This window comes from Chryseobacterium sp. AG363 (assembly GCF_003610675.1).
Classification (GTDB): Bacteria; Bacteroidota; Bacteroidia; order Flavobacteriales; family Weeksellaceae; genus Chryseobacterium; species Chryseobacterium cucumeris.
In genome coordinates this window covers 29,101-47,800 of the sequence record NZ_RAQF01000009.1, presented here as the reverse complement: position 1 = coordinate 47,800, position 18,700 = coordinate 29,101, and the positions used below count along the sequence as shown (strand labels likewise).

The window sequence follows — 18,700 nt, the reverse complement described above, 5'->3', positions numbered from 1 at the left end:
ATCATTTGCGGTTAATTTATTTAATTATCTTTTTTATTGCCTTTTTATTAATTTTTGTTACATATATTTGCATTTATACTGTTAAAATATGTTAAATATGAAAGTGAAGTTAATATTAAGTACTGCCGTGCTATTCTTTGTAGGAGGACACATGGTAGAAGCCCAAAAGGCTAAGCGCGACACCATACCGCAGGATACCAAGATTGATGAAATTGTAGTGGTTGCTTACGGAAGCCAGAAAAGAGAAACAATGGTTGGTTCCAATACAGAAATTAAAGCAAAACAATTTGCCGATCGACCGATAACAAGTATCGGGCAGGCTTTGGATGGAGCCAGTGCTGGTGTAAAAGTAAGTACCGGAACAGGACAGCCGGGAAGTTCACCAAGTATCCAGATCCGTGGGATAGGCTCTTATGGAATTACAACTGCTCCGTTATATGTAGTTGATGGTACAGTGTATACCGGATCTCTTGCGGCAATTAATCCCAATGATATTGCATCATTCAATATCCTGAAAGATGCTGCTTCTACTTCTTTGTATGGTTCTGCTGCTGCTAATGGTGTTGTTTTGATCACTACAAAATCCGGTAGAAAAGGAAAAGATGCATTTAACTTTAGCATGAGTACCGGAGCTGTAGGAAGATCAATCCCGGAATATGACAGGGTAGATGTGTATCAGTATTACCCTCTAATATGGGAAGCTATCAGAAATGGAAGATTTACTTCTAATCCTGGATTAGGGCTTGCTGCAGCTAATAATTATGCTTCTATAGTTTTGGTTACAGGAAACATTCCATTTGGAAGTGGAGTTCTAAAAACAAACGTATTTGATGTTGATCCTCATCAGTTAGTTATTGATGGAGTATTAAATCCAAATGCTAAATTGAAATATACAGATTTAGACTGGCAGAAACCTTTGATGAATACCGGATTCAGACAGAATTATGAATTGAATTACAGTGGAGGAAGTAATACAACAACCTATTTTTCCTCAGTAGGATATACCAACGAAACCGGATATCTTATCAAATCGGATTTTGAAAGATTTACAGCGAGATTGAAAGTAGATTCTCAGGTTAAAAGCTGGTTAAAACTTGGAACAAGTATCAGTGGGGTATCTTCTAACGGGAATAATTCTGTGGATGGGGCTGATAATAATTCAGCTTATATCAATCCATACAGATGGACAAGAACAATAGGGCCTATTTATAGTCCATATGCTCACGATCCTAACACATTTGCTACCCTTTATGATAATGACGGAAACATAGTGTATGATGCGGGAAGTGCCAGAGGGGCTGATGCTGCGGCAGGAAGAAACGTAATTCAGGAAACACTTTTAAATAAAGATCTTTCTAAAAACTATTACATAATTTCCAGAGCCTATGCAGAAATCAAAGTAGATCCTTATCTTACTTTATCTACTAATGTAGGATACGATATCAGAAATAACAGAAGAAGTACCTATGGAAACAAAATTATTGGAGATGCTGCTCCTGGAGGTTCAGCAGAAAAATATAGTTTTACGGAACAAACCTTTACCTGGAACCAGCTCCTGAACTATAAAAGAAAATTCGGAGATCATAATTTTGAATTCCTTTTGGGGCATGAAAACTATAAATTCATGTATGAATATCTTTATGGGTATAAAAAAGGTCAGATTGTAGACGGGAACGATGAATTAGTAAACTTCGTAACTCTTAGTTCTCTTCCATCATATACAGATACTTATACTAAAGAAGGAGTTTTTTCAAGATTGAATTATGATTATAAATCAAAATATTTACTTTCAGGATCTATCCGTTGGGATGCTTCATCCAGATTTGCCAAAGATGTACGATGGAGTTCATTCTGGTCTCTCGGAGCAGGATGGAGATTAAAAGGAGAAGAATTTTTAAGTAATTCTAACCTTATCAGTGAGTTGAAATTGAGAGGTTCTTACGGTGAAGTAGGTAATGATAGAACAGATAGTTATTATATGTACAAAAGTACCTATACACTAGGGTATAATAATGCTCAGGAACCTGGAATCCTTTTTGGATTTTTAGCAGATCCTACTATAACTTGGGAAACTAATAAACAAACTGATGTAGGAATTGATTTCGGCTTTTTAAATAATAGAATTACAGGTTCAGTTGAGTATTATAACAGGGTTACTGAAGATCTCATATTCCCAGTTCCTCTTCCGGTTTCTTCTGGTGTTCCTGGCAATACAATCAGCAGGAATGTGGGAACAATGTATAATCGTGGGTTTGAATTCAGTATTAATGCAGATGTTATTAAAACTCAAAATTTCACATGGAATATTAATGCCAATGCGTCAACACTTAAAAATCAAATCACAGAATTGTCCGATGGAATAACGGAAATTATCAATGGAACTAAGAAAATTTCTGTAGGACACTCAGTGTATGATTACTGGTTGAGACAATGGTATGGTGTAGATCCGGCTGACGGCTCTCCTTTGTTTCTTGTTGCTGATAACTATGCAAATACAACAGCAACAGATATCAGAACCGTAAATGGAACTAAAGTGACAACAAATTTTAATAAAGCGAAATATGATTACTCCGGGACAGCAATTCCTGATTTATTCGGAAGTTTTGGAACATCGATTACTTATAAACAATGGTCATTATCCACTTTGTTTACTTATCAACTAGGAGGGAAAACATATGATTCTAACTATGCAGCTCTGATGTCCAGTTTCTCACAAGGAGGAGCCTTAAGTACAGATATTCTTGACCGATGGACAACTCCAGGTCAGATTACGGATATTCCGGCATTGAATTCCACAACATATACAAGTTCTAATGCAGCTTCATCAAGATGGTTAGTAAGTTCAGATTTTATCACCTTCAGACAGGCTACTTTAAGCTATAGTTTTACACCAGAGACCTTATCTCAGCTTGGTGTGTCAGGATTAAGAATTCTTGTTTCAGGAGAAAATTTATGGAGTAAAACGGCTAGAAAAGGATTAGAGCCGTCTCAGGCATTCAATGGTACTGCATCAAATAGGTATACCCCAGCAAGAATTGTTACTATAGGTTTTAATGTATCATTTTAAAAAAAATAAATATGAAAAATATTGCAAAAAAATATATAAAATGGGCTGTGGTACTTTCAGCTCTTACAGGAATGACTTCATGTCAGAGTGATTATCTTGAAACTAATCCTACTACTGCTGTTTCTGAAGAAGCAGCTTACTCAAGTGCATCCAACCTTATGGCAATTGTAAATGGTATGCATAGAGATATGTATTACAGACAAAATGATAATCAGGGACAAAATGGACAGGGTGGAATTATGATCATGATGGATGCTTTGGGAGAAGATCTTGTTTTCCCATCTACAGGAAATGGTTGGTATATCTCAACAGTGAGATGGCAGGATCAGGTAAATGATAATGCTGCTAATGATTTTTATCCATATCAGTTTTACTATGCTTTGATCAGAAATGCGAACATGGTTATTGCAAATGGTCCTTCGGTTCCTGCGCCCAACGATGCTGATGTTGCTACTATTAAAACAGCGATCGGTGAGGCTTATGCGTTCAGAGCTTTTTGTTATTATATGTTGGTTCAGATTTATGGTAAAAGATATGTGCCGGGTGTAAATAATACTCAGCTTGGTGTTCCTATTAGACTAGTTGCTAATGAAATACCTTTGGCAAGAAATACAGTAGAAGAAGTGTATACTCAGATCAATAAAGATCTTGATGAAGCTGCTGCCAGACTTGGAAATTCAAGACTTACAAAATCACATTTTAATGATAAAGTAGTTTTAGGATTGAGAGCTAGAGTTGCTTTAACACAAGGGAAATATGCAGCAGCTATTACTGCAGCTCAATCAGCACGGTCAGATTCTCCTTTGATGAGTAATAGCGTGTATCTTTCTGGATTTAATAACCTTGCATCTAATGGAGAGTGGATGTGGGGTGCTACAATTTTAGCAGACCAAGGTGATACATTTTCGAATTTTGGAGCATATATGTCAAGAAACTTTAACTCCACCAATATTCGTCAGGCTCCTAAAGCGATTAATACTAAATTATTCGTTTCATTCCCATCTACAGATGTAAGAACTAAGAATTTTGATCCAACGGGTGCACATACAGCACTTGCTTTACCTTCAACATATGCTAAATTCCCTTATACAGGACAGAAGTTTCTTGCTGCAAGCCAGGCAGACAGCAGGGTAGATGTTCCTTATATGAGATCTGCAGAAATGTATCTTATTGAAGCAGAAGCTTTGGCAAGATCTGGAGACGAAGCTGGTTCTAAAGCCGTTTTCAACGTATTTGCTAAAAACAGAAACCCATCATATCCTGGGGCTACTACAACAGGTGCTGCTTATATCACAGAAATTCTTGACAGTAGAAGACTTGAATTCTGGGGTGAAGGTTTCAGATTCTTAGATCTTAAGAGATTGAATTTAGGTTTGGACAGAACAGGAGCTAATCATTCTTCAGTAGTGACTAATAATGTAATGACAGTAGCTAATACAGACTTGCGTTGGGAATTCCTGATTCCAAGAACTGAAATCAATGCTAACCCATTGATTGTTCAGAATCCATTATAACACGTACAGATTTTAATATATGATTGAGAATCCTGCTTTAGTAGGGTTCTCTTTTTTTTACTTCTGTTAGCAATGATGAGGTTTTTAGTAAAAAATATTTTAAAATTTAAAATAAAGAGTAGGAAAATTCAAAATAAATTATAACTTTGTGATTCAAAGTTCTTTTTATGGATTCAAAAAACTATCACGAAGACTTATCCCATATCCGTTCTATGATGGAACGGTCCTCCAGATTTATTTCGCTAAGTGGTTTATCCGGAGTTGTTGCGGGTTTAACGGCTATTATTGGAGTCGTATATGTGTATTTTGTTTTTCAGAGAGAAGGGATCAATTATCTTGATGGGGACAGAAATATTCTGAGACCTGCCTTGGTTAAAGAACTTGTTCTGATTGGGATTGCTATTTTGGTTGTAGCTGTTCTTAGTGGTTATATTTTTACTGCGCACAAAAGCAAAAAAAAAGGTTTGAAGATCTGGGATGCCACGACAAAGCGACTTTTGATTACCTTTGCAGTACCTTTGTTAGCAGGCGGTGTCTTTTGTCTCGCTCTGCTTTATCATCATCTTTTTGTTTTCATTGCTCCGGCTACTCTTATTTTTTATGGATTAGCTTTGGTAGCTGCAGAACGATATACATTAACAGATGTAAAGTATTTAGGATATCTTGAAATTATTTTAGGACTTATTTCTTTGTTCTTTTTAGGATGGGGATTGCTGTTCTGGGCCATTGGTTTCGGTGTTCTGCATATTGTCTATGGATTGATCATGCATAAGAAGTATAAATAATGGGAATTGGTTTTGTCATATTAATACACCTTTTTGCTATCTCAGTTTTCAGTTTTATCTGTGCTGTTGTAAGTTGTTTACTTACTTATTTTATAGGCGGAAAAGAAAGAAGAAGGAATAGAGTAATATTAGCATTTATAGCACCTTTTGTGGCATTTTATACGTTATATATTGTAGGGATTATTGGTTTATCCCTAGTGTCCGATAATAAAAAAGTAGATATTGGAATAGGCGATGCCTGGTATGTTCCTTTAAAAAATAACTATCAGCTATTATTTATTGATTTGCCTGAGCAGGCAAGTATTAATACTGGAAATGGGCTGACTTTGGTTTCACAAGTGGCTAAAATAGAAGAATTGGGTAATCAGGTTTTTGGAAAAACATTTGACAACCAGTATTTTTTCATTGATTTAAAAACAAATGATGTAAAAACTTTTCAGACAGAGAAAGAGTTAAGTGCTTTACATGTAAATAAAAAACTCAATCTAGTAGATACAACTGAATTTTATTCAGAAAGGAAAAGCAATATTATGGGCTATTGGCCTTCGTTAATACTGTTTTTATCTCTTATTGTTAGTATTGGAGCGGTGTACATCTGGAAGCTAATATTATTTTTTTAATTATAAAATTGCTCCAGACATTATTAATAGAGAAGTAAAGAAAATGAAGGATAGTCAGATTTTGGCTATTTCAGAATAAATAAGAAAAAGTAAAATGATCAAAATAAATCAGCTCAATAAAGAATTCGAAAGCCGTGTAAGACTGGGCATTATGTCCGTTCTTATGGTCAACGACTGGGTTGATTTTTCCGAAATGAAAAACCTGCTCGAAATAACCGATGGGAATCTGGCAAGCCACAGCAATGCACTGGAGAAAGCTGGTTATATAGAAGTGAAAAAAGAATTTGTAGGTAAGAAGCCTAAAACCTCTTATCGTGTTACACAAAGTGGAAGGCAAGCTTTTACGGAACATTTGAATGCACTGGAAAAATTATTGGGGCGATAGTCCTATATTTTTTTAAAAATTAACTTTGAATTACAAAGTACTTTACATAATAAAATTAAATAAAATGATGACACAAAAACAAAAAACACTCACAATTTATGCCCTTCCATTAGCTTTACTCAGTATTCCCTTGGTTGGAAATCTATTTTCTAAGGAAGTGAACTGGTCAGGAGCAGATTTTCTTATTGCAGGAGCTTTGCTTTTTACAACCGCTTTTCTCATCAATCTGATCAGAAGCAGAATTAAAAAACAAAGTCAGAAAGTGATGATATGTATTTTCATTGTGCTGACTATAGCATTGGTATGGATTGAATTAGCAGTAGGGATTTTCGGAAGTCCGTTTGCCGGAAGCTAAAATTTGGTTTGTGATTAATCCTAAATAATAATGAAAGATTCAGAAATAATAGATCTGGACAAGACAGTATTCGGAGTATTTTTTTCAATTGGAACTCTTTGTCTTTTAGGAGCTCTTATTACAAAAAATGACGGGTTTGCCTTAGCAGGGTATCTGCTGATCGTTTTCGGAGTGCCAGTCAATTTATTATGCATATTGGGGCTTTTGATATATGGTGTTTTAAATACATCAAAATTTATAGAATGTATGATAGCCATACTTATTTTGACTGCTAATATTCCCATCGCATTTCTGTACGCCATGATAGGTCTTAGTTTTTTTCAATAATTAATATTCATCAATATCTAATTTTTAAATAATACGGTATGAAAAAAATACGTGTTCAGTTTCTGCTTTTTGTGTACGATAAAACTCAAAAGTTATACAGAAAATATTTCAAAAAGAAAAAAAGACAATGGCAGTTCAATGAAAAACAACTGCTGGAATTTCAGGAAGATTCCTTAGGCCGAAAACTGGGAGAATTTTACAGGAAACACGGCTTCTCAATGATTCCAAAGATGGAAAACCATGATGTTCACCACCTGATTACGGGCTGTGGAACCAACTTCGAAGATGAAATTGCCATGCAGTACCTGCTTCTGGGAAACGGTAAGCTCAATGCGCATCTTCTGGCAGCTATCGTATTAGGAACACTTATCCTACCGGAATATGTAAAAATTTATATCAAAGCTTATAAAAAGGGACAAAATATGAGAACCTTCCATCATTGGGACTTTGAAGAATTGCTATGGCAGAATTTTGAACATGTAAAAGACTTTATTCAACAAAAAGAAACGGTAGTTTTTCATTAAAAACTAAAGATGATGGGAAAAATAAAATTCAGTCCGCTAGGGAAAAGATCATTCATTGTTTCTTTTCTGCTGGGAACCCTTCTGCTATTTGCATTTTGGTTGATAAGAGCAGAATTTCTTCTTGAGCTTGGCTTTTATTATGTATTGGTAACTGCCGTGATTAATATGTTTATCCTTCTGCACGAGTTGATTATTTATCTTACTGATGTTTCAGAACAGAAAGCTTCTGGTAATTCGGTCCTTCTCCTGCTTGTCAATATTCCGATTACAACCTTATACCTCTATATAATGACACAGTTTCCCTGGTTGGAAGCGGTTCTCAAAATTTAAATCTTTCAATCCTTTAAATTTTCAAATATTAAATAATAAACCTCATGAAAACACATCATTATATATTTCTTACAGCCCTTCTTTTTGTCATCGTTTTTTATGATCAGGACATAGGGCTGAACCTTGGAATTCTGGGAATTGTCTATGCCGTACTAACGCTGTTTAGAACACCGGAAAAAAATAAAACCAGAACGTTATATGTCCTTTTTACAACAAGTATTCTGTCTGGTGTTGCATTTGCGTGGTTCGGAGATTTTACCTCTTTTATTGCGGTGGCAAGCTCACTGCTTTTGCTTGGCTATAAATCGAAGAACAGAAGATTGAAAATTTTATTCTTAATTCCGGTTTTTATGATAAACTGCTGTACTTCATTCTGCCGTTTTTTCAGCTTTGATGAATGGCTGCCTAAAAAGAATGTTCCCGGATTATGGCAAAAGACATTGGCTTTCATTTTGATTCCGCTGGTACTTGTTTCTGTTTTCTTTGGAATTTATTCCGCAGGAAGTAATCATTTTGCAGCCCTTTTCACAGATTATGAGTTGGATCTTAATATTTGGCAGGTATTCTGTCTTTCGGTTTTAGGATTTTTTATTGCTTTTAATTATTGGAATTATGCGGTGGAAAAACTCATTTACAAAAATAATCATGTTCTGGATAATGATTTCCGCAAAGATTCCTGGGTTCCAAAGGCTACTTATTCTTTTCTTGACCTTGCTGCAGAACGAATGAGTGGAGTAATCTCTTTTGTCTTGTTGAATGTTTTATTGGTGTTCTTTATTATTACTTACAATTATGAACAGTTTTATGAAGCCATAAAAACACCGGTTCAGCTTTCAGAAGAAACCCATGAAAGAGTAAATGCAGTAATCATGTCTATTGTCATGGCTATTTTGGTGATCATGTTTTATTTTAAAGCCGGATTTAATTTTGATCCAAAAGCAGGTTTGTTGAAAATCTTAGCCAAAATCTGGATATTCCTAAATGCTATTCTTGTGGTTTCCGCAGCCCTTAAAAACTATGAGTATATTGTTAATTATGCATTCACCTATAAAAGGTTGGGGGTTTTTGCTTTTCTGTTGTTATCGTTAGTTGGCCTGGTCCTTACTTATATTAAAATCCAAAAACAGAAAAGAAACATTTTCCTTATCAATAAAATGATTTGGTTTTTTTATGGAACTGTTCTCACGTGCAGTTACTTCAACTGGGGTGGTTTTATTACTTCCCAGAATATGAAACGAAAGGATTTTGCGGTCAATTATCATGTAACCTCCATCAATTTTAGTGAAAAAGCACTTCTTAAATATGCGGATGAAAAAAATGATCAGAAACTTAAAAAGACCTTGCAGGATAAAGTGAAAAATGAAACATCCAAAACATTCCTTTCAAAGATCATATATTATCATACCATCAAATAAAATATCATGAAAAACTTAGTGGAATCCTCTAGATTTAAAATTAAACTATTGTTGATAATGATGACCATATTCTGTTTCAGCCTTTCAGCTTTCAGATATTATATCAGCGATACAAAAGTGTTTTTGTTTCTCAACTGGAATCTTTTTCTTGCGTGGATTCCTTTATTACTAAGTTCTTTTATTCTTGCCTTTAATATCAAAAGCAAAACTTCATTGATCCTTATAGTAATAGTGTGGATATTGTTCTTTCCCAATTCTCCCTACATTCTTACAGATCTTTTTCACCTCAGAGCAAGAAATGAGATACCGATCTGGTATGACCTCATTGTGATTCTTTCCTATGCCTGGACAGGACTGATCTGTGGCTTTATAAGTCTTCATGATATTGAAAAGAGGCTTTCTGATTATATGAATAGAAATATCATCAGCGGGTTAGTTGTCCTTTTTCTTTTTATGAGCAGCTTTGGAGTCTATCTTGGCCGTTTTCTGAGATGGAACAGCTGGGATGTTCTCAACAATCCCTTTGGCCTGTTCTCGGATATTGTGGTGAGATTCATCTATCCTATGGAATATACCAAAACATGGGGTGTTACTCTATTGATGGGAGTATTGCTCAACTTTATGTACTTTACATTTAAATGGGCAGGAACAAATGATGAAAAAGAATTACAAACGGAAAATAAAACATTCAACGGATTGGAACAATTTTAGCATTTCAATGAGCTCAGCATAATATATGCTGATCCATTCTTAAAATTAATTATTATGAAAAAAAGCTTATTGTTAATTCCTTTGATAATTGTTGCCTGTAAAAAAGAACCTGCTGTGACAAATGTCGCGGATAAGGACTCTACAGTGGTAACAGAAATGCCTGATTCTGTGGTAAAAAAAGATTCTGTAGCATCAAGGAAAAAAGATTCAATTATTAACAACGCTCCGGTCACTAAGGAAGTATTGCGCAAAGGCGTAATGAGAGATGAAAAAGACGGCCAGATTATAAGAACGGCAGATGCCAACCAGTTGCCTTTTACAATTGGAGAAGAATTTACAAAGGATGATCAGGATTTGATTTTAAAACTGACCCGTTATGATCGTCCCAATATCAAAGCGAAAATTTCAACAAAAGAGAAAGATTTTAATATCCGTTTCAATCAGATCAGACTTCCAAACGGGAACTACGACGGACCTTTTGGAAGAGAAATTACTTATGATACTCCCGGACAAGGTGAAGTATGGTTGATTATCGGAAAAAGTAACATGGCTTCGGGAAATACCAAAGGTAGTTTTACGGTAACTGTGGAATAAGACCCAACCAATTTGGTACAATTTCTGCAAACTAAACTTTGAAGTTTAAAATTTAAAATTATGAAAAATATAGTTCTAACAGCAATGGCCGCTTCAGCTGTACTTGTAGGTTGCGGAACTGTACAGTCGCTGGTTCAGAATACATTTCCCTACACAACAAATGTTTTAGTGTCTACAGGAGTTCCTGCGGATAAAGAAGTTTCTTCCACTGCAACGGCTACCAATGTACAGACCTGGTTCGGAGGAAATAATAATGCAAAAATTAAAGATGTAAGAATTTCAGATGCGAAAATCTCTGTGGCATCTCCTTCCGGAGGAAATCTGAGTGCATTCAAAACGGTAAAAATATACGTTTCTTCTAACGGAACAGGAGAAAGATTAGTAGCTTCACGTTCCAATATCTCCACCAATTCTTCCAGCTTAAATCTTGATCTTAATGATACAGGATTCCTGGACGAAATTGTAAAAAGTTCAGGGTTAACGGTAAGAACCGTTTATGAATTGAAGAATCAGACTTCTTCAGATATGAACATCAAAGTAGCGCTTAATTTCAGCAGCGTTCCGGCAAAATAAAATCAATAAAAATTGATAGTAAAAACCCTCTTTCATTTTTCTGAAAGAGGGTTTGATGTGAAATAAATGTATAAAAAATCTTGTATTCTAGAATTTGGTTAATTTCTCAACAACTCTCCTCTGGCCTTCGTTAATATTGATGATATACTGTCCCGTAGGAAGTTGCGAAATATCAATCTTTTCATTCGGTAGAACGGAAGTTTTAATCACTCTACGTCCCTGAAGATTAATAATCTCTACATCCAGTTTTTTATTTTCACTGCTTTGAATAGCAATGGAACTGCTGGATGGATTAGGATAAATTTTAACCTCTAATGATGGTAAAGTCTTAACAGGTGCTGCAAAATTACTTTCCAGTTGAAGGATAGCATTTTTAACATTAGGAAGAGGTCCGATCTTTTGGCCTGTCACCGTTCCTCCCTGAGGAATTCCTGTTGAAATTAAAAGGTTTTTCATCGCCGAAGGTGTTAAATATTGACCTGTAGTCTGGCGATAGAAAGACTGGATTAAAATAGCAGCAGAAGAAACCACCGGTGTTGCAGAACTTGTACCACTGAAATAATTATAAGTTCTGTTGTTGTCATTGTCGTATTTCGCATAAGATCCATAACCTGCAGCCATCACACTGCTTCCCCAACCCTGAACATCCACTCTGCTACCAAAAGTGCTGAAGCTTAATTTCGAATGGGTAGTATTAGGAGATCCTGCTCCTACAATGATAGCACCGCTGTTTCCTCTCGCAAGATAGGTGGCATAAAACGGGTCATCCAGATTCTGATTTCCATTACCCGCTGCTGCAATGATAATAATTCCTGAATCAGTAGCAGCTTTTGTAAGATCCCAGATTACTTTATCATATTCCGCAGGACAATACTGACCGTCTTTTCCACCAGTCTGCATTTCGTATAATATAATATCTCCGGCCTGAGATGCATTGATAGATCTGCTTACAGCAGAAGCTCGGTTGTATCCCGCCGTAGTCCATTCCATATAACCTTTTATTTCAGAAGCACTATAAGCAGCTCCGGTAAGTCCTATATTGTCTTTTATAGAACCTAAAATACTTACTACAGCAGTTCCATGGTCACGATAGTTATTATTGGCCAATCCTGCATTAGGAGAGTAGCCGGGTTCAAGTTGAATTGAATTTTGGTTAGACAGCATCTCGTGAGTTTTATAGAAACCATATTCTACATCGCGCACACGGATATTCTGCCCTGTGATTCCTCTTGACCATGCGTATTTGGCATTGATTCCCGGATTGTCATTCAGATAGGTCTGCAGGCTTTCCAGATCAGGAGTCGCCACAAAAGCATTTACCAAAGGAGGTTCAATAGGCTCGGCACTCATTACAGATACATATTCTATTTCAGGAAATCTCTCAAGAGTACGGATAATTTTTTCTGAAACTTCTTTATTTTGAAGAGGAATATCAGCCTTATAGATTCTTTTCAGCTTTTCCACAGACTCTCCGGAATTACCGATGGCTTTGCTGCTTCTGGCCATTTCATCAAGTTTGCTGTCTGTAAAGTCCAGATCATACTTAAATGAGATGTGATTTTCTCTTGAGAATCGTTCCAGATCAGCGTTTCTGCTGAAAGCCGTTTTTTCTGAATTAATGCCTTTTGAAAAGCAGACGTAAATAATTGAATTTTGATCATTAGCCATTTTTGGCTGACTGTCCTGTCCGAAAGACAGAGTAGAGCAGAACGCAAATAATGCGAAAAGGTTGATTTTTGTTTTCATATAATTTTGTTAAATGGTTGTAAATCAGTTTTGATTTATATCAAAAATAATAATAAAATGAAAACAAATCACTTTTTTGTGATTTTATTTTTTAAATTTTTACTCTTTTCTTTTATATAAGGGATTTTTTTGTTTTTGAGTGATTACCTCAAAGGTTTTCAAAACCTATGAGGTTTAAGAGCAGATATTTGATACTTACTCATCAAAAAAATACGCTTCATAAATTGAAGCGTATCGGGTGTATTTTACACATTTGTCTTTTCCTGCTTAGTTTTTGGTGATAGAATCCATAACAATAGTAACGGGTCCGTCATTGATCAGGGAAACCTTCATATCTGCTCCGAAAACTCCGCTTTCTGTTTTTAATCCGGATTTGGTGATTTCTTCCTTAAAATAATCAAAAAGTGGCACCGCTTTATCCGGTTTTGCAGCCTTTATGAAAGAAGGTCTGTTGCCTTTTTTATAATCTGCAATCAATGTAAACTGACTGATACAAAGAATTTCTCCTGAAATATCTTTCACGGAAAGATTAAGCTTGTCATCTTCATCTCCAAAGATTCTCAGGTTTAAAACCTTTTGTACAAGCCAGTCCGCATCTGGCTTTTCATCATTTTCATCTATACCTACCAGCAGCATAAGCCCTTTCCCGATTTCTCCAACAATTTTTCCGTCCACTTTTACATTGGCTTCGGAGACTCTTTGTATAACGATCTTCATCTTGTATTTCTAATAATAAACATTTAGAGTTTTACTTGCAGCGTCGTAATTGTAAGGATAAGTTTTGGGAGGAAGAGACGTTTGGGCTCCAGACTCCGGCTGTCCTGTACTTAAGATCCATCTTGTATTATCCTGTGGACATATAATGGCAATATTATCTTTTACCTCAAGGGTTGTATTGCTATCGGGGCATAGATGTGGGGCATTCCTGTCATAGACTTTAAATCCGTTTGCTGTCCGGACAATAATCAACCCTCTTGTTCCTGACTGCTGCTCGTTGACATAAATCCAGCCGTTGATATTATTTAAAGCGTAATAAGCAGGCAGGTTTAAATTAAGAGATACATTAATAGGAACATTGGGGAAACAGTTCACGGTATCTTCTCTGCTTCCACATGAGTTTATAGTTAAATTACTGGAAATCAATAAAATGAAAATGGATAAGATTGAAAAAGTTTTTTTCATTTCAATTTAAATTTTTATATATTTGTAAAAATTAAACGATTACAACACGAAAACATTGTCCGGCAAATGTCGGATTATTTTTTTATACTAAAACTAAATTTTGAAAATTATGGCAAGCTATGTTACTAAGGAGGGCCTAGAGAAAATGAAAGCTGAGCTGGAACAGTTGGAAACTGTGGAGAGACCCAAAATTACTCAGCAGATCGCAGAAGCAAGAGATAAAGGTGATTTATCAGAAAATGCAGAATACGATGCAGCTAAAGAAGCTCAGGGGATGCTTGAAATGAGAATTTCCAAGCTGAAAGATGTTATCTCTACTTCTAAAATTATAGACGAAAGCCAATTAGATACTTCAAAAGTTTCAATCTTAACAACAGTGAAACTTAAAAACAATGCTACCAAGCAAGAGCAGGTATTTACATTGGTACCGGATAACGAAAGCGACCTGAAGACAGGAAAGATTTCTGTGAACACACCTATCGCAAAAGGATTGTTAGGAAAAGCTATTGGCGAAATTGCTGAAATTACTTTACCTAACGGAAACAAACTGTCTTTCGAAGTATTAGACATCTCTTTATAGTCTGATACTCCTTTCTATTTCTGAACTTCTAAATATCTAACCTAAACTTCTGATAAAATGAGCACTATATTCACAAAAATCATTAATGGCGAAATTCCCTCTTATAAGATTGCAGAAAATGAAAACTTTATTGCATTCTTAGACGCAATGCCTTTAGTGAAGGGACACACTTTAGTAGTACCCAAAAAAGAAGTGGATTTGATTTTTGATCTTGAAAGTGAAGAATACAAAAACCTTTGGGGATTTGCCCAAGAGGTAGCCAAGAAGATCAAAACTGCAGTTCCATGTGTAAGAGTAGGAGTAGCAGTGGTAGGACTTGAAGTTCCTCATGCACACATCCATCTGATTCCTTTAAATAAGATGGAAGACATGAATTTCAGAAATGAAAGATTAAAATTAACGAACGAAGAATATACAGAGATTCAACACTCAATTATTAATTCTTAACAACCAGAAAATCGTAAAAAAGTAATTTTTTACGATTTTCTTTAACATATACATATATTATATCATATGAATTCCAACCAATGTTCTTTCTGTGGCAGAAAAAGAAATGAAGTACAGATGCTGATTTCTGGGCAGAATGGTTTTATTTGTGAAAATTGTATAGAGCAGGCACATGCTATCGTAAAAGATGGTGCATCAAAAACAGGATATTCACCTGCTAATAGTATGGAAGAGCTTAAAAAGCCAAAAGAGATCAAAGAATTTCTTGACCAGTATGTGATCGGACAAGATCAGGCAAAAAAGCAACTTTCCATTGCTGTGTATAACCATTATAAAAGATTGCTTCACGCTCAGGACGAAAACAGAGAAGTAGAGCTTGAAAAGTCAAACATTATCATGATAGGAGAGACAGGAACGGGTAAAACGCTTCTGGCAAAAACTATTGCAAGAGAACTGAATGTTCCTTTCTGTATCGTAGATGCTACTATTTTAACAGAAGCCGGATATGTAGGAGAAGATGTTGAAAGTATCCTTTCAAGACTTTTGATGGTAGCAGATTATGATGTGGAAAAAGCTGAAAAAGGAATTGTTTTCATTGATGAGATTGATAAGATTGCCAGAAAATCAGACAATCCAAGTATTACAAGAGACGTTTCAGGAGAAGGCGTGCAGCAGGGATTATTAAAACTGTTGGAAGGTAGTATTGTGAATGTTCCGCCACAAGGAGGAAGAAAGCATCCAGATCAGAAATATATCCAGGTAAATACCCAAAACATCTTATTTATTGCAGGTGGAGCTTTTGACGGGATCAAAGAGATCATCGAAAGAAGAATGAACAAGCAGGCAATTGGTTTCAGCTCTGAAAAAATCAATAAAACAGACGAAGACGAATATATATTAACAAATATTAATGCAATTGACCTTCGTACTTTCGGATTAATTCCGGAACTTTTAGGAAGATTTCCAATCATCACTTACCTCGATAAACTCACAAAAGAGACGTTGGTAAGAATCATGAAGGAACCTAAAAACTCTATTGTTAATCAATTTGTGGAACTTTTCAAAATGGATGGCACAAATTTGGTTATCACAGACGGAGCAATTGAAAAAATCGTAGAGGAAACTATTGAAAAAGGATTAGGTGCAAGAGGGCTTAGAGGGACCACCGAAAAAGTTCTAGAAGACTATATGTTTTCAATAGGAGAGGAGAAAGATATCATCTTAAATGAAGATAATGTTTTGATTAATAGATAAAATATTTTTTTTTTAAGAAAAATAATAATACCTTTGCGGGTGAAGATTGTATTAACACACAAATAATTTATACAATGAGAAAAAGTTTATTTGCTATAGGTCTTTTAGCAATTAGTTATTCTGTTCAGGCGCAGATACTATGTCATGTTGACACTAATGCTAATATGTATGTGAGCGAAGGCACCCTAGTTTATAGCGGTGGAGGTGTACAAACAAAGGGTAATGGCCTTTTGGACGTGCATGGAAATATCATGGTTGTAGGATCTGGTACAGATGCTTTTAAGACAATTGATGCTGCCGGTTCTGATAAGACTGACGGCGGAAATATCATCTTAAGACTTAATACCCCTGCTTCTTTTGCTACTTCCACGTATGGACAGTTGTACATCGACGGACTATCCCAGTCCAACATTACAGGTATTGTAACCAAAGAATACCGAACTACAAGTCATGGTTCCGGTAATTATTTTCAACAAGTTGCGTTACCTTTTTCGGGTAAAGCTTTCAATTCATTATCTGCAGAACTTGGGAAAACTTTCAATACCCAAAGAACAGGAACTGGCAGCAACCCTATTCTAAAGTGGGATAACGCTAATGCCGTTTCTGCGCATTTTACAAATTTAGCATCTACTACTGCTGATGGTTCAGGATACTATATGCTGAAAGTTACCAATAACGACTGGAATCCAAGTGCTCCTACAGGTGCAGCAACTGTTTTCAATATTAACGGGAAACCATATGCTCCCTTAGCTGGAACTGTAACATTGCAGAATGCGGGGAAATCTAATTTGGGACCTTCTAATGTCGTATTCGGGGTTGGTGGTAACGCTGTGAATTCTTACAACGAAAAGTACAACACTTATTTAGATGACAGTTTTGAGTTTACTACAAGCGCATGGGCTGGAACATTTGGTCAGAACTGGTATCAGTTTGGTAACCCCTTCCTTACCAATTTAGATTTATCTAATATTGGATATACTGAAAGTGTTACCGGATCAGATGGAAATGCAGTAAAAAATATCTGGGGTATTGAATACAACCCTGGTACTGTTGTGACACTTCCTGGAGGCTCTACTTATGCTACAGGTGCTCAGGTGGTTACTTATGTGGCTACAGGTGACGGGGTCGCTCCTGCAGTTGGAGATGTGAACCTGGATAAAATGGTTATCAAACCAATGCAGTCGTTTAAAATAAAGTTAAGAGATAATACAGCTCAGACTTTAGACTTTAATACACTGAGAAGATTCAAATCAACCGCAAGAACAGCAGGTACTCCAAATGGTGTAAATGCAGCTAAAATGGCTGGTAAGGGTACAAACAGTACAGTGAAGCAGCTTGGTGTAATTGGTCTTGATGCTAATGGTAATGAGATTTCCAGAACGTACTACGTGGTTTCTCCATCATTTACAACAGGACACCAGGTTTCTACTGCCACGACAGTTCAGGCTTCAGCAGGTACCAGAATTATAGGTACTTACGAAGAAGCATTGAATGGCGGATATGATAATAATTATACGAACTATTGGTTATATATTAACGAAGCTAATGAGGGTAACTTCCAAGGTAAAAATGTTAAGTTAGTTAACTACAAACTTGATCAGGTTAAATCTTATAAATTCGAGATCAGAGAAAATGCAGAACTTATTCCTGCTGGTGCACACCAGTTATCTTCAGGAATTGGTTTCTACTATAAAGCGGAAAATGGGAATTTAGTACAGGCTAAGCAGGGAGATGTTGTAGCTGTAACAAATGAAGAAGCTAACTTGTATTATGGTGAGCCAAGTAATAATACTTTAGCTACTAATAAAACAACTCCTAGTGTTTCCAGAACACTTGTTGTTTATGATCCATCTATTACAAATTACATTGTTAGATTTGATCCAAAATGGAAAAAAGCAGACATTCAAGTTTATGATATGAGCGGTAAACTGGTAATCTCTAAAAAAGCGGTTGAAACATCCAGAGATTTTGTAATCGAGCTTGATGGCTCAGTTAAAAATTCATATGTTGTAAAAATCGTTTCTGATAAGGGAGAAACTGTTAACACTAAAATCTTAAAATAAACCACATGAGAACTATTAATAAACTAGTCCTGGCATTTTTCCTATTTGCTGTATCTTTAGCAAATGCCGCTCCACCAATCCCAGGAGGAGGAGGAAATGGAGGAAATGGTACCGGATCACCTGCCTCACCAATTGATATGTATGTATATGTACTGGGTATCGTAGCAATAGGATTTATTGTTTACTTTACAAAAAAGTACAAAAGCGTAAAAGCATAAAATTTTATTA

The 18,700-nt window shown here is 35.8% G+C and carries 21 protein-coding genes; 18 read left to right on the top strand and 3 right to left on the bottom strand.

All coding sequences use genetic code 11. From position 1 onward, the window contains the following. The first annotated feature begins 97 nt into the window (after window positions 1-97). The 13 genes from DEU39_RS23795 (at window position 98) to DEU39_RS23735 (ending at window position 11,200) form a co-directional block, all read left to right on the top strand. The gene (locus DEU39_RS23795) at window positions 98-3,067 is read left to right on the top strand and encodes a SusC/RagA family TonB-linked outer membrane protein (RefSeq protein ID WP_228436899.1); all 2,970 of its coding nucleotides are present in this window, start codon (window positions 98-100) and stop codon (window positions 3,065-3,067) included. Window positions 3,068-3,078: 11 nt separating this feature from the next. After that, window positions 3,079-4,581, top strand: a complete 1,503-nt coding sequence (locus DEU39_RS23790; RefSeq protein ID WP_120233605.1) for a RagB/SusD family nutrient uptake outer membrane protein — start codon at window positions 3,079-3,081, stop codon at window positions 4,579-4,581. Window positions 4,582-4,748: 167 nt separating this feature from the next. Further along, window positions 4,749-5,366, top strand: coding sequence for a hypothetical protein (locus DEU39_RS23785; RefSeq protein WP_120233604.1), 618 nt, complete (start codon window positions 4,749-4,751; stop codon window positions 5,364-5,366). Beyond that, complete coding sequence (locus tag DEU39_RS23780) at window positions 5,366-5,986, top strand: hypothetical protein (RefSeq protein WP_120233603.1); 621 nt, start codon at window positions 5,366-5,368, stop codon at window positions 5,984-5,986. Before DEU39_RS23785 ends, DEU39_RS23780 begins: the two co-directional genes overlap by 1 nt. 94 nt (window positions 5,987-6,080) lie before the next feature. Continuing rightward, complete coding sequence (locus tag DEU39_RS23775; protein WP_034695841.1) at window positions 6,081-6,371, top strand: winged helix-turn-helix domain-containing protein; 291 nt, start codon at window positions 6,081-6,083, stop codon at window positions 6,369-6,371. 64 nt (window positions 6,372-6,435) lie between these two features. After that, window positions 6,436-6,726, top strand: coding sequence for a hypothetical protein (locus tag DEU39_RS23770; protein ID WP_120233602.1), 291 nt, complete (start codon window positions 6,436-6,438; stop codon window positions 6,724-6,726). Between the two features lie 30 nt (window positions 6,727-6,756). Further along, entirely contained in the window at window positions 6,757-7,053 is a 297-nt protein-coding gene (locus DEU39_RS23765) for a hypothetical protein (protein WP_120233601.1), read from the top strand. Window positions 7,054-7,091: 38 nt separating this feature from the next. Further along, on the top strand, window positions 7,092-7,577 hold the full coding sequence (locus DEU39_RS23760) for a Coq4 family protein (RefSeq protein WP_120233600.1): 486 nt from the start codon (window positions 7,092-7,094) through the stop codon (window positions 7,575-7,577). Between the two features lie 9 nt (window positions 7,578-7,586). Further along, the gene (locus DEU39_RS23755) at window positions 7,587-7,907 is read left to right on the top strand and encodes a hypothetical protein (protein WP_147367644.1); all 321 of its coding nucleotides are present in this window, start codon (window positions 7,587-7,589) and stop codon (window positions 7,905-7,907) included. 44 nt (window positions 7,908-7,951) lie between these two features. Continuing rightward, on the top strand, window positions 7,952-9,322 hold the full coding sequence (locus tag DEU39_RS23750; RefSeq protein WP_120233599.1) for a DUF4153 domain-containing protein: 1,371 nt from the start codon (window positions 7,952-7,954) through the stop codon (window positions 9,320-9,322). A 57-nt stretch (window positions 9,323-9,379) separates the two neighbouring features. Next, window positions 9,380-10,033 carry a DUF1361 domain-containing protein gene (locus DEU39_RS23745; RefSeq protein ID WP_228436897.1) on the top strand — a complete coding sequence of 218 codons (654 nt, stop codon included), beginning with the start codon at window positions 9,380-9,382 and terminating at the stop codon, window positions 10,031-10,033. Window positions 10,034-10,087: 54 nt separating this feature from the next. Continuing rightward, the gene (locus tag DEU39_RS23740) at window positions 10,088-10,627 is read left to right on the top strand and encodes a hypothetical protein (protein ID WP_062672156.1); all 540 of its coding nucleotides are present in this window, start codon (window positions 10,088-10,090) and stop codon (window positions 10,625-10,627) included. Between the two features lie 60 nt (window positions 10,628-10,687). Then, a complete protein-coding gene (locus DEU39_RS23735; protein WP_120233597.1) occupies window positions 10,688-11,200 on the top strand; it encodes a hypothetical protein in 513 nt (170 codons plus the stop codon). Between the two features lie 87 nt (window positions 11,201-11,287). On the opposite strand, the gene DEU39_RS23730 is transcribed toward DEU39_RS23735, so the two are convergent. The 3 genes from DEU39_RS23730 to DEU39_RS23720 form a co-directional block, all read right to left on the bottom strand. Beyond that, window positions 11,288-12,946 (bottom strand): S8 family peptidase, encoded by a 1,659-nt coding sequence (locus DEU39_RS23730; protein WP_120233596.1) that lies wholly within the window; start codon window positions 12,944-12,946, stop codon window positions 11,288-11,290. 267 nt (window positions 12,947-13,213) lie between these two features. Further along, window positions 13,214-13,663 (bottom strand): D-aminoacyl-tRNA deacylase, encoded by a 450-nt coding sequence (gene dtd, locus DEU39_RS23725; protein ID WP_120233595.1) that lies wholly within the window; start codon window positions 13,661-13,663, stop codon window positions 13,214-13,216. A gap of 9 nt (window positions 13,664-13,672) precedes the next feature. Next, window positions 13,673-14,128 carry a hypothetical protein gene (locus DEU39_RS23720; RefSeq protein WP_062672459.1) on the bottom strand — a complete coding sequence of 152 codons (456 nt, stop codon included), beginning with the start codon at window positions 14,126-14,128 and terminating at the stop codon, window positions 13,673-13,675. 109 nt (window positions 14,129-14,237) lie between these two features. Between DEU39_RS23720 and greA the strand changes: the two genes are divergently transcribed. The 5 genes from greA (at window position 14,238) to DEU39_RS23695 (ending at window position 18,690) form a co-directional block, all read left to right on the top strand. Next, entirely contained in the window at window positions 14,238-14,708 is a 471-nt protein-coding gene (gene greA / locus DEU39_RS23715) for a transcription elongation factor GreA (RefSeq protein ID WP_034695856.1), read from the top strand. A gap of 57 nt (window positions 14,709-14,765) precedes the next feature. Then, window positions 14,766-15,155 carry an HIT family protein gene (locus tag DEU39_RS23710; protein ID WP_047429226.1) on the top strand — a complete coding sequence of 130 codons (390 nt, stop codon included), beginning with the start codon at window positions 14,766-14,768 and terminating at the stop codon, window positions 15,153-15,155. A gap of 66 nt (window positions 15,156-15,221) precedes the next feature. Continuing rightward, the gene (clpX, locus tag DEU39_RS23705) at window positions 15,222-16,409 is read left to right on the top strand and encodes an ATP-dependent Clp protease ATP-binding subunit ClpX (protein WP_062672462.1); all 1,188 of its coding nucleotides are present in this window, start codon (window positions 15,222-15,224) and stop codon (window positions 16,407-16,409) included. A 74-nt stretch (window positions 16,410-16,483) separates the two neighbouring features. Then, the gene (locus tag DEU39_RS23700; protein ID WP_120233594.1) at window positions 16,484-18,472 is read left to right on the top strand and encodes a T9SS type A sorting domain-containing protein; all 1,989 of its coding nucleotides are present in this window, start codon (window positions 16,484-16,486) and stop codon (window positions 18,470-18,472) included. A gap of 5 nt (window positions 18,473-18,477) precedes the next feature. Further along, window positions 18,478-18,690, top strand: a complete 213-nt coding sequence (locus tag DEU39_RS23695) for a hypothetical protein (RefSeq protein WP_062672466.1) — start codon at window positions 18,478-18,480, stop codon at window positions 18,688-18,690. Window positions 18,691-18,700: the final 10 nt, after the last annotated feature.

Coding starts and splice junctions, on each gene's coding strand:
- DEU39_RS23795 (WP_228436899.1), top strand. CDS start 98: ATGAAAGTGAAGTTAATATTAAGTACTGCCGTGCTATTCTTTGTAGGA.
- DEU39_RS23790 (WP_120233605.1), top strand. CDS start 3,079: ATGAAAAATATTGCAAAAAAATATATAAAATGGGCTGTGGTACTTTCA.
- DEU39_RS23785 (WP_120233604.1), top strand. CDS start 4,749: ATGGATTCAAAAAACTATCACGAAGACTTATCCCATATCCGTTCTATG.
- DEU39_RS23780 (WP_120233603.1), top strand. CDS start 5,366: ATGGGAATTGGTTTTGTCATATTAATACACCTTTTTGCTATCTCAGTT.
- DEU39_RS23775 (WP_034695841.1), top strand. CDS start 6,081: ATGATCAAAATAAATCAGCTCAATAAAGAATTCGAAAGCCGTGTAAGA.
- DEU39_RS23770 (WP_120233602.1), top strand. CDS start 6,436: ATGATGACACAAAAACAAAAAACACTCACAATTTATGCCCTTCCATTA.
- DEU39_RS23765 (WP_120233601.1), top strand. CDS start 6,757: ATGAAAGATTCAGAAATAATAGATCTGGACAAGACAGTATTCGGAGTA.
- DEU39_RS23760 (WP_120233600.1), top strand. CDS start 7,092: ATGAAAAAAATACGTGTTCAGTTTCTGCTTTTTGTGTACGATAAAACT.
- DEU39_RS23755 (WP_147367644.1), top strand. CDS start 7,587: ATGATGGGAAAAATAAAATTCAGTCCGCTAGGGAAAAGATCATTCATT.
- DEU39_RS23750 (WP_120233599.1), top strand. CDS start 7,952: ATGAAAACACATCATTATATATTTCTTACAGCCCTTCTTTTTGTCATC.
- DEU39_RS23745 (WP_228436897.1), top strand. CDS start 9,380: ATGATGACCATATTCTGTTTCAGCCTTTCAGCTTTCAGATATTATATC.
- DEU39_RS23740 (WP_062672156.1), top strand. CDS start 10,088: ATGAAAAAAAGCTTATTGTTAATTCCTTTGATAATTGTTGCCTGTAAA.
- DEU39_RS23735 (WP_120233597.1), top strand. CDS start 10,688: ATGAAAAATATAGTTCTAACAGCAATGGCCGCTTCAGCTGTACTTGTA.
- DEU39_RS23730 (WP_120233596.1), bottom strand. CDS start 12,946: ATGAAAACAAAAATCAACCTTTTCGCATTATTTGCGTTCTGCTCTACT.
- dtd (WP_120233595.1), bottom strand. CDS start 13,663: ATGAAGATCGTTATACAAAGAGTCTCCGAAGCCAATGTAAAAGTGGAC.
- DEU39_RS23720 (WP_062672459.1), bottom strand. CDS start 14,128: ATGAAAAAAACTTTTTCAATCTTATCCATTTTCATTTTATTGATTTCC.
- greA (WP_034695856.1), top strand. CDS start 14,238: ATGGCAAGCTATGTTACTAAGGAGGGCCTAGAGAAAATGAAAGCTGAG.
- DEU39_RS23710 (WP_047429226.1), top strand. CDS start 14,766: ATGAGCACTATATTCACAAAAATCATTAATGGCGAAATTCCCTCTTAT.
- clpX (WP_062672462.1), top strand. CDS start 15,222: ATGAATTCCAACCAATGTTCTTTCTGTGGCAGAAAAAGAAATGAAGTA.
- DEU39_RS23700 (WP_120233594.1), top strand. CDS start 16,484: ATGAGAAAAAGTTTATTTGCTATAGGTCTTTTAGCAATTAGTTATTCT.
- DEU39_RS23695 (WP_062672466.1), top strand. CDS start 18,478: ATGAGAACTATTAATAAACTAGTCCTGGCATTTTTCCTATTTGCTGTA.